Genomic DNA, 9,575 nt, shown 5'->3' with positions numbered 1-9,575 from the left:
GGGGGAATAGTCCTGGCGGCGGGGTCGTTCGTGGGTATAGTTGAATCGTAAACAACCGCGGAGGATGAGGTAGTCATGCAGTTCGGGATCTTCACCGTCGGCGACGTCACGCCCGACCCCACCACGGGCCGGACCCCGTCCGAGCATGAGCGGATCAAGGCGATGATCGCCATCGCGCAGAAGGCCGAGGAGGTCGGGCTCGACGTCTTCGCGACCGGCGAGCACCACAACCCGCCGTTCGTGCCGTCGTCGCCGACCACCATGCTCGGCTGGGTCGCCGCCCGCACCGAGAACCTCATCCTCTCCACCTCCACGACCCTCATCACCACCAACGACCCGGTGAAGATCGCCGAGGACTTCGCGATGCTCCAGCACCTCGCGGACGGCCGGGTGGACCTGATGATGGGCCGCGGCAACACCGGCCCGGTCTACCCCTGGTTCGGCAAGGACATCCGCCAGGGCATCAACCTCGCCGTCGAGAACTACGCCCTGCTGTACCGCCTGTGGCGCGAGGACGTGGTGACCTGGGAGGGCAAGTTCCGTACGCCGCTGCAGTCGTTCACCTCGACGCCGCGGCCGCTGGACGGCGTGCCGCCGTTCGTCTGGCACGGCTCGATCCGCTCGCCGGAGATCGCCGAGCAGGCCGCGTACTACGGCGACGGGTTCTTCCACAACAACATCTTCTGGCCGGCCGACCACACCAAGCAGATGATCGAGCTGTACCGGTCGCGGTACGCGCACTACGGGCACGGCACGCCCGAGCAGGCGATCGTCGGGCTCGGCGGGCAGGTGTTCATGCGGCGCAACTCGCAGGACGCGGTGCGGGAGTTCCGGCCGTACTTCGACAACGCGCCGGTGTACGGGCACGGGCCCTCGCTGGAGGACTTCACCGCCCAGACGCCGCTCACCGTCGGTACGCCGGAGCAGGTCATCGAGAAGACCCTGTCCTTCCGGGACTACGCCGGTGACTACCAGCGGCAGCTGTTCCTGGTGGACCACGCCGGGCTGCCGCTGAAGACCGTGCTGGAGCAGATCGACCTGCTGGGCGAGGAGGTCGTGCCGGTGCTGCGCGAGGAGTTCGCGAAGCGGCGGGCGGCCGGGGTGCCGGACGCGCCCACGCACGCGGCGCGGGTCGCGGCGGCCGCGGCGGACGCCGTGGGTGCCGGTGCGGACGCGGGCAAGGAGGTGGCGTCGTCATGAAGCTCGTCGTCGTCTCGGCGGGGCTGAGCGTCCCGTCGTCCACGCGGCTGCTGGGCGACCGGCTCGCCGCGGCCGTCGTGGGGCGGGCCCCCGAGGGGGTCGCCCCCGAGGTCGAGGTGGTCGAGCTGCGTGACCTCGCGGTCGACATCGCGCACCACCTGACCACCGGGTTCCCGGGGCCGGCGCTCGCCACCGCGCTGTCCGCCGTGGCGGACGCGGACGGGCTGATCGTCGTGACGCCGGTCTTCTCCGCCTCGTACAGCGGGCTGTTCAAGTCGTTCTTCGACGTGCTGGACCGCGACGCGCTGGCGGGCAAGCCGGTGCTGGTCGCGGCGACCGGGGGGTCCGCGCGGCACTCGCTGGTCCTGGAGCACGCGATGCGGCCGCTGTTCGCGTACCTGCGCGCGGTGGTCGTGCCGACGGCGGTCTACGCGGCCTCGGAGGACTGGGGCGCGGAGGGGCTGGCCGGGCGGATCGGGAGCCGCTCCAGGTCCCACCGGGACCGCCCCAGGTCCCCCACGGGTGCACCACCCCACCCCCCACCGGCGTGGGCCGTCCCTCCTGCACAGAGGGTGCGGCCCACGCCGTTCTGTGGACGGGGTGCGTCCTCACTCGCTCTTGTTGAGGGTCAGGTCGACGACCAGCGCCCGGTGGTCGGTGCCGTCGAGGTCCAGGAACCGGGTGCGGTGCGCGGTGAAGCCGCGCGAGACGAGCACGTGGTCGATCTGGGCGCCGAGGGCCGGGGCCGTCAGCGCGGGCCAGGTCGGCGTGCGGGTGTCGCCGGTGAGCCGGGCGCCGTCCATGAAGCCGGTGTCCAGGATGCGGCGGAAGGCCGCGTGGTCCTGGGTGGCGTTGAAGTCGCCGGCGACGATCGCGGGGCGGTCGACGTTCGCGGCGGCGTAGTCGCGCAGGGCGGACAGCTCCTTGCGCCAGGTGCCCAGGTGGGACGGGAGCGGCGGCATGGGGTGGGCGAGCTGGAGGCGTATCCCGTAGCCGTCCACGTCGGCGACGGCGCCGGGCATGCCCATGGTGGCGGGGATGCCCTTCGCGGCCTCCAGGGGGTGCCGGCTGAGGATGACGGACCCTTCGGAACCGGTGCCCTCGACGGCCTGCCGGTAGGGGTAGACGACCTTGCGGTCCTGCTCGCCGCCCTTGCCGTCCTTGCCGTCCTCGTTCTCCGGGCGCTTCCCGAAGGCCTGTTCCAGCCGCTCGGCGCAGCTGCGCTCGCACTCCTGGACGAAGACGAAGTCGGGGCGCTGCTTCGTGACCGCCTCGACCAGGCCGTCCGTCGCCCCGCCGAACTCGACGTTCGCGGTGAGGACGCGGACCTCGGCGACCGGCAGGCCGCCGGGCTCCATCGTCTTCCCGTACGGCTCGATGTACCAGGCGATCACGCCGAGCGCGATCACGCCCCAGAGGAGTCCGATGCGCCAGTGGGACAGGAACGCGAACACGAGGGCGAGGCCGGTGGGGGCGAGGAGCCAGGGCAGGAACGCGAGCAGCTGTGGTACCGGGGTGACGGCGTCGGTGTCGGCGATGCGGCAGCCGAGGACGGTGCTCACGGTGAGGAGCAGCAGGGCGGCGAACCAGGTGCCCGCCGATGTGCGGGCGGGGCGGGACGCCGGGGCGTCGTCGCCTGCGGCCCGCTCGCCCCGCTCAGCCGTTGCGCCGCGTACGCCCACGTTTCCCTGTCCCTCCGGCCCCGATTCGTTGGAGTGATCCTGCCTCAAAGACGGGGATGGTGCGTGGGGGGTTGCGCGGAAGCGCCGGCTGCGGCCCGGTGGGGGCCGTTCGCGCAGTTCCCCGCGCCCCTGAAGGGCGCCCCTTCAAGGGCGCGGGGAACTGCGCGAACGGCCACGACGCGGCCGCAGCCGGCGAACCGGCCTTCAGACCCGGGCCAGCAACTCGGCCAGGGCCTTGTTGAAGGGCTCGGGGCGTTCCAGGTTCGGGAGGTGGGCCGCGCCCTTCACGACGTGGAGGGCCGAGCCCGGGATGCCCGCGTGCATCGACTCCGCCTCCGGCAGCGGAGTGAACCCGTCGTCCTCCCCCACCACCACCAGCGTGGGAACGCGCACCCGGGTCAGCAGGTCGCGGTAGTCGGGGCGTTCGGCCCGCCCCCGCAGGGCCGCCGCGGCCCCCTCCGGCGGCGTACCGGCCATCATGCGGTGGACGTGCGCCGCCACCTCCGGGCGGGCGTACGGCGCCACCATCCCGTACAGGACCTCGTCGGCGTACCCGCCCATCCCCTCGCGCAGCAGCCGGTCGGCCGCCGCGGCGCGGGCCGCCTTCCCCGCGGGCGTCTCCGCCGCCGGGGAGGTGTCCGCCAGGAGCAGCCCCCGTACGCGCCCGGGGAACAGGCGGAGGAACTCCATGGCGATCTGGCCGCCCATCGACAGTCCGCCGAGGACGCATGCGGGTACCCGGAGTTCGTCGAGGAGGTCGGCCACGTCCTGGGCGAAGACGGAGAGCGGGGTGATCCCGGGGACCACCGGCGAGGCGCCGTAGCCGCGCAGGTCCGGGACGATCACCCGGCGCTCCGCCGAGAAGGCCGCCGTCTGGGGCGCCCACATCGTGCGGTCGAAGGGGTGGCCGTGGATCAGGACAAGGGGCAGCGCCGTGGCGTTCTGCGGGCCTTTGTCCTCGTACGCGAGGAAGGGTGCCATGGGACGGACCCTAGGTCGCGGCAACTCCTCGGTGCAATAAGGTGCAAGAGCATCTTTGCCCTCGGTGCAATCCGCGGGAACGCGCAGTCTCGGGCACATCGGAAGGGGTGACCGTGGAGGACTACCGGCGTATCGCCGACCTGCTGGCCGAGGAGATCTACTCGGGACGGCTGAAGGCCGGCGAACGGCTGCCCCCGCAGCGGGTGTTCGCCCGGCGGCGGCGCATCGCGGGGTCCACGGCCGGGCGGGTGTACGGCGAACTGGTGCGGCGCGGCCTCGTCGTGGGCGAGGTCGGGCGCGGCACCTACGTACGGGCCGCCCCGGCGCCCTCGGGCCGGTCCCTTGCCGAGGCCGCGCACGGCCAGGACCACGAGACGACCGTCGACCTGGAGCTCAACTACCCGTCCGTGGAAGGCCAGTCGGAGCTGCTGGCGGAAGGGCTCGCACCCCTGCTGCGGTCCGACGTACTGGCCGAGGCGACCCGTGCCGTCCCGCCCACCGGGACCGCCGCCGCGCGCGAGGCCGTCGCCGGGCTGCTGGCCGCGGGCGGCTGGCGGCCGGACCCCGGGCAGCTCCTCTTCGCGGGCAACGCCCGGCAGGCCGTCGCGGGCGTCCTCGCCTCGCTGGTACGCCCCGGCGGGCGGGTCGGCGTGGAGGAGCTGACGTATCCGCTGGTCAAGGAGATCGCGGCGCGCATCGGCTGCACGCTCGTGCCGCTCGCCACGGACGGGCGGGGGCTGCGGCCCGACGCCGTCGCTGCCGCCCACCGCACCGCCCCGCTCTCCGCCCTGTACGTCCAGCCGACGCTGCACAACCCCACCGGGGTGACGGCCGGTGACGCGCGCAAGCGCGAACTGGCCGCCGTGGTGCGGGAGACGGACCTGCCCGTGGTGGAGGACCGCATCTGGTCCTTCCTGCACGAGGGGGGCGTGCCGTTCGCCGCGTACGCGCCCGAGCGCGTCCACGTCGTCGACGGGCTGTCGAAGCGCGTCGCGCCCGGACTGACCGTCGGCTTCCTCGCCGTGCCCGGCGACCGGGTGGAGGCGGTGGCCGCGGCGCTGCGCTCGGGCGGGTGGACGGCCGGGCGGTTCGCGCTGGAGGCGGGCACGGCGTGGATCCGCAACGGGACCGTCGAGCGGCTCGTCGCGCAGAAGCGGGCGGACGCGGCCCGGCGCCAGCGCGTCGTCGCGGAGCTGCTCGACCCGTTCACGGTACGGGCCGACCCGAACGCGTACCACGCCTGGTGGGAGCTGCCCGCGCCCTGGCGCGCGGACACCTTCACGGCGGCCGCCGCCGCGCGCGGCATCGCCGTCACCCCCGGAGCCGCCTTCGCCGTCGGTCCGCGGGGCGCGCCGGACGCCGTCAGGCTCGGGCTCGCGTCGGTTCCGCTGCCGGTACTGGGACGGGCCCTGCGGACCCTGCGCGACGTCGTGCGCGACGGTCCGTGAGCCAGGTCGCGAGGGCCACCGTGAGGCCGAGGGCGAGGATGGACCAGGTGGCCGTGCGCAGGGTCTCGGTGAGCGCGTCGTAGACCGCGCCCGCCGCCGCGCGGGAGACGTGCTCGGGGAGGTTTTCGAGCGTCAGGGCGCGGGCCGCGGCCGTGGCCAGGGCCAGCAGGGCGGCGCCCAGTGCCATGCCGAGGGCCGTGGCGGTGACGGCACGGCGGCGGCGTACGGCGAGGAGGATGCCGCCGACGGCCAGGACGACCGCCGCCAGGGGGCACCACGGGCCCGCGATCTCCAGCACGTGGAAACCCTTCCGCAGGGAGCCCAGTTCCTGGGCGCGCAGGACCGTGACCTCGGTGTGGGCGACGGGGATGCGGTCCGCCATGGGCACGCGGTCGTCGGCGAGCCGCGTCCTCAACCGGGCGGTGACCGGGGCCAGGTCGAGTGTGACGGCGTCCGCGCGGTCGTCGTGCAGGGCCCGCAGGACGGCGTCGTGGGCGGCGCGGTTCGCGGTGTTCCAGGCGGCGCGGAAGGCCTCCGTACCGGTGAAGGACCGCACCGCCCGGTGGACGTACGCGCGGACCTCCGCCTCCAGCGGTCCCACCTCGACCTCGCTCATGATCCCGTCGGTGACGGTGTCCGCGATGGCGCCCTGCACGTCGGGGCCCTCGGCGAGCGGTGCCATCGTCGCGACGTACCGCCCGGTGTCGCCGATCTCGTACCGCGCCCACGCCGACAGGCCGGCCGGCGGCACGAGGACGCAGGCGAGCACGATCAGCAGCGCCGAGAGGACTTTCCGCACCCCTCAAGGAAGGACCCCGGCCGCGCCCGTCGCCATCGGGGCACGGCCGGGGTGCTGCATCCGGACGCGGATTGCGTTCTTCCGGGGGACCGGGCGGCCTCCTCCAGGAGGACCGGCGGGGTCACTTCCGGTTGTAGAGCCGCATCGTCACCGGGCCGAAGACCACGATCAGCAGACCGGCCCACCCCAGCGACCAGGCGATCTGCGCGGCCGGCCAGGAGCCGTCCATCAGGCCGCGGACCGCCGAGGCGAGGTGGGTGACCGGGTTGTTGTTGACGAACGCCTGCAGCCAGCCCGGCATCGTCTCGGGGCGGACGAAGATGTCGCTCAGGAAGGTCAGCGGGAACAGGATCATCATGCTCACTCCCATGACCGACTTCTCCGTGCGCAGCAGCAGGCCGAACATCGTCCACACCCAGGAGAAGGCGAACGAGAACACGATCAGCAGCAGGACGCCCGCCACCACGCCCTGGACGCCGCCGTCCGGCCGGAAGCCCATGACCATGCCGACCGTCAGCATCACGACCGACGCGATCGTGTAGCGCAGGGCGTCCCCGAGCAGGTAGCCGACCAGGGTCGAGGGACGCCAGATGGGCAGCGAGCGGAAGCGGTCGAAGACGCCCTTGGCGATGTCGACGTTGACCGAGACGCCCGTGTACATCGTGATCATGACGACCGACATCACGAGGATGCCGGGCAGCAGGTACTGGATGTACTCCCGCGGGGAGCCGGCGAGCGCGCCCCCGAACAGGTACGTGTACATCAGCACCAGCATGATCGGGAACGCCGTCACGTCGAAGAGCTGCTCCGGTACGTGCTTGATCTTCAGGACCGCCCGCCAGCCGAAGGTGAGGGACGCCTGCAGGGCGTTCGGGCGCGGGGGGCGCTCGCCGGAGACCAGGATCGCGGCGAGGCTGTCGGCGCGGACCGGCGCGAGGTCCGCGCCGTCCGTGGCGCCGGTGGGCTGGGTCGCGGTGCTCATGCCGTGGCCTCTTCCTTCAGGGTCCCGCCCCGGGGCGGGGACTGCGGGTGGTCGGACGTGCCGGTGAGGGCCAGGAACACCTCGTCGAGGCTGGGCTGGCCCAGGGAGAAGTCGTCGACGGTGATGCCCGCGCGGGCCAGCTCGGCGAGGGCGCGGGAGGCCTTCTCGGCCGCGGCGGCGCCGTCCGGCGAGCCGTTGCCGACCCGGGCCGTCAGGGCCACCGGGTCCGGTTCCAGCTGGACGTCCGCGCCGAGGGCCTGCCGCAGCAGCCGCTCGGCGTCCGGGCGCCGGTCCGCGTCGCGCAGCCGTACGTGCACGGCCCCCGCGCCCACGGACGCCTTCAGCTCGCCCTTGGTGCCCTCGGCGATGACCCGGCCCTTGTCGACGACGGCGATCCGGGCCGCCAGCTGGTCGGCCTCGTCCAGGTACTGGGTCGTCAGCAGGACCGTCGTGCCCTGGGCGACGACCGCCCGCACGATCTCCCAGACCTGGTTGCGGCTGCGCGGGTCGAGGCCGGTCGTCGGCTCGTCCAGGAACAGCAGGTCCGGGGTGTTGAGGATGGAGGCGGCGATGTCGATGCGGCGCCGCATGCCGCCGGAGTAGTTCTTCACCTGGCGGCCGGCCGCCTCCGTCAGGCCGAAGGCGTCCAGGAGCTGGGCCGCGCGGTCGTACGAGGCCTTCTTGGCGTGGCCCGTCAGGCGGGCCAGCAGCACGAGGTTCTCGGTGCCGGTCAGGTCCTCGTCCACCGAGGCGTACTGGCCGGTGAGGCTCACCCTGGCGCGTACCGCGTCCGCCTCGCGCACGACGTCGTGGCCGAAGACGTGGGCCTCGCCGCCGTCGGGGCGCAGCAGGGTGGCCAGCATGCGGACGGTCGTGGTCTTGCCTGCGCCGTTCGGGCCGAGGAGGCCGTAGACCGTGCCCGCCTCGATGCGCAGGTCCACCCCGTCGACCGCGCGGGTGTCCCCGAAGGTCTTCACCAGGCCCGCGGTCTCGATGGCCGGCCCGGTCCATCGGCCGGTGCGGTTGCTGCTCGTCATGTCGGTCCGCCCATCCGCGTCGTTCTTGACGTGTGTGAAGGTGCAGACCCGCGGGGGCGCGGAAACTCATCGGTGACCGGGGTCGGGTTCGAGGGGCGCTTTTCAGGGGCGCGGGGAACTGCGCGATCAGCCCCCACCGGGCCGCACCCGACGAACCAGCCGGGCGCAGCCCACGCGTGCGGCCCGCCGGTCCCGCAGATGCGGGCCCGCGGGACGCATGATTCGCTGGGCGGGTGAGCGGTGCGGATCGGCGTACGCCTGCCCAGCGGCGGCAACTGCTCCGCGTCCGCGGACGCAGCATCGCCTGGGTGCCCCCGCTGCTCCTGCTCGTCGCGATCGCCGTGACCGACAGCAACACCTCCGGCGAGTTCAGGATCATCTCCTGGATCGTCCTGGTGCCCGGCATCGCCGCGGCCGTCTGCGGGGTGAAGGCCACCGCCGCCCTCGCCGTCCTCGCCCTCGTCACCTACATCGAGGTCGACACCGCCTGGCCGCACCAGGACCAGACCGGCCTGCCCGACTTCATCCTCGTCGCCGTGGGCGGGGCGCTCGCGACCGCGGCCTGCGCCGTACGCGTACGCGAGGAGCGGCGGATGCTGCACATGCGCGACGTCGCCGACACCACGCGCCGTACCGTCCTGCGTCCGCTGCCCACCCCCTGGGGAGGCCTGGAGCACGCGGCCGTCTACCTCGCCGCCGACAGCGAGGCCCGCGTCGGCGGCGACTTCTACGACATCCAGCCGGGTCCCCACGGCACCCGCGTCCTGCTCGGGGACGTCCAGGGCAAGGGCCTGCCCGCGGTCGACGCGGCCGCCGCGCTGCTCGGCGCGTTCCGGGAGGCGGCGTACCACGAGGCGTCCCTCGCCGTCGTCGCCGAACGGCTGGAGGTGCGGATGGGGCGGCACCGCCGGTACGTGAGGGACCTCGGCGGCGCACCGGAACGCGGCGTGGAACGCTTCGCGACCGCGGTCCTGGTCGCGTTCCCGCCGCCCGGCGCCCCCGCCGGCCACATCGAGGTCGTCAACTTCGGGCACGAGCCCCCACTGATCGCCGGGCCGTCCGGGGTGCGCCCCCTGCCGCCCGGCGACGGCCTGCCGCTCGGCCTGGCCGCCCTGACCGGACCGGAAGCGGCGCTCCCGCCGGTCCGCCGGGTGCCCTTCGGGCCCGACGAGACCCTGCTCCTCGTCACGGACGGCGTCACCGAGGCCCGCGACGCCGACGGCACCTTCTTCCCGCTGTACGCCCGCGTCGCCCTCGCCGTCTCCACCGATCCCGGCGCCGCCCGCCCCCGCGCCCTCGTCGAACTGGTCCGCGACGGCACCCTGCGCCACAGCGCCGGCCGGCTGGGGGACGACACGACGGTCTTCGCCGTACGGCAGGTGCGGACGTAGGGGCGAAACGGCACCTCCCCTCCCGTACCGCCCCCGTACCGTCTCCGTGTCACCC

8 protein-coding genes and 1 pseudogene are annotated in these 9,575 nt (G+C 73.8%); 4 read left to right on the top strand and 5 right to left on the bottom strand.

Annotation, left to right across the window (positions count from 1 at the left end; translation table 11 throughout):
• Positions 1 to 75: 75 nt before the first annotated feature.
• Both FGF04_RS19960 and FGF04_RS19955 read left to right on the top strand, forming a co-directional pair.
• Positions 76 to 1,200, top strand: a complete 1,125-nt coding sequence (locus FGF04_RS19960; RefSeq protein ID WP_149512686.1) for an LLM class flavin-dependent oxidoreductase — start codon at positions 76 to 78, stop codon at positions 1,198 to 1,200.
• A pseudogene (locus FGF04_RS19955) lies at positions 1,197 to 1,676 on the top strand (CE1759 family FMN reductase); the annotation flags it as partial. The gene FGF04_RS19960 and the pseudogene FGF04_RS19955, both read left to right, overlap by 4 nt.
• 132 nt (positions 1,677 to 1,808) lie before the next feature.
• Here the strand turns inward: FGF04_RS19955 and FGF04_RS19950 are convergent.
• Together FGF04_RS19950 and FGF04_RS19945 are read right to left on the bottom strand one after the other, a co-directional pair.
• Positions 1,809 to 2,882, bottom strand: a complete 1,074-nt coding sequence (locus FGF04_RS19950; RefSeq protein WP_149512685.1) for an endonuclease/exonuclease/phosphatase family protein — start codon at positions 2,880 to 2,882, stop codon at positions 1,809 to 1,811.
• Between the two features lie 204 nt (positions 2,883 to 3,086).
• A complete protein-coding gene (locus FGF04_RS19945) occupies positions 3,087 to 3,863 on the bottom strand; it encodes an alpha/beta fold hydrolase (RefSeq protein WP_149512684.1) in 777 nt (258 codons plus the stop codon).
• Between the two features lie 113 nt (positions 3,864 to 3,976).
• Here FGF04_RS19945 and FGF04_RS19940 point away from each other — a divergent pair, with 113 nt between their 5' ends.
• On the top strand, positions 3,977 to 5,311 hold the full coding sequence (locus FGF04_RS19940) for an aminotransferase-like domain-containing protein (RefSeq protein ID WP_149512683.1): 1,335 nt from the start codon (positions 3,977 to 3,979) through the stop codon (positions 5,309 to 5,311).
• Here the strand turns inward: FGF04_RS19940 and FGF04_RS19935 are convergent.
• From FGF04_RS19935 to FGF04_RS19925, 3 genes are all read right to left on the bottom strand, one after another.
• On the bottom strand, positions 5,226 to 6,110 hold the full coding sequence (locus FGF04_RS19935; RefSeq protein WP_235882415.1) for a hypothetical protein: 885 nt from the start codon (positions 6,108 to 6,110) through the stop codon (positions 5,226 to 5,228). The genes FGF04_RS19940 and FGF04_RS19935 overlap by 86 nt on opposite strands.
• Positions 6,111 to 6,231: 121 nt before the next feature.
• On the bottom strand, positions 6,232 to 7,092 hold the full coding sequence (locus FGF04_RS19930) for an ABC transporter permease (RefSeq protein ID WP_149512682.1): 861 nt from the start codon (positions 7,090 to 7,092) through the stop codon (positions 6,232 to 6,234).
• Positions 7,089 to 8,129, bottom strand: coding sequence for an ATP-binding cassette domain-containing protein (locus FGF04_RS19925; protein WP_149512681.1), 1,041 nt, complete (start codon positions 8,127 to 8,129; stop codon positions 7,089 to 7,091). Before FGF04_RS19925 ends, FGF04_RS19930 begins: the two co-directional genes overlap by 4 nt.
• Positions 8,130 to 8,362: 233 nt before the next feature.
• Between FGF04_RS19925 and FGF04_RS19920 the strand changes: the two genes are divergently transcribed.
• Positions 8,363 to 9,520 (top strand): PP2C family protein-serine/threonine phosphatase, encoded by a 1,158-nt coding sequence (locus FGF04_RS19920; protein WP_149512680.1) that lies wholly within the window; start codon positions 8,363 to 8,365, stop codon positions 9,518 to 9,520.
• The last annotated feature ends 55 nt before the right edge of the window (positions 9,521 to 9,575 follow it).

The organism is Streptomyces apricus, from assembly GCF_008369065.1.
Taxonomy (GTDB): Bacteria; Actinomycetota; Actinomycetes; order Streptomycetales; family Streptomycetaceae; genus Streptomyces; species Streptomyces apricus.
Note: the sequence above shows the minus strand (reverse complement) of the source record. Positions and strands in the feature narration are given on the sequence as shown.

Excerpts from the sequence above, each read along its gene's own strand:
- FGF04_RS19945 (WP_149512684.1), bottom strand. The coding sequence starts at position 3,863 with ATGGCACCCTTCCTCGCGTACGAGGACAAAGGCCCGCAGAACGCCACG.
- FGF04_RS19930 (WP_149512682.1), bottom strand. The coding sequence starts at position 7,092 with ATGAGCACCGCGACCCAGCCCACCGGCGCCACGGACGGCGCGGACCTC.
- FGF04_RS19925 (WP_149512681.1), bottom strand. The coding sequence starts at position 8,129 with ATGACGAGCAGCAACCGCACCGGCCGATGGACCGGGCCGGCCATCGAG.
- FGF04_RS19960 (WP_149512686.1), top strand. The coding sequence starts at position 76 with ATGCAGTTCGGGATCTTCACCGTCGGCGACGTCACGCCCGACCCCACC.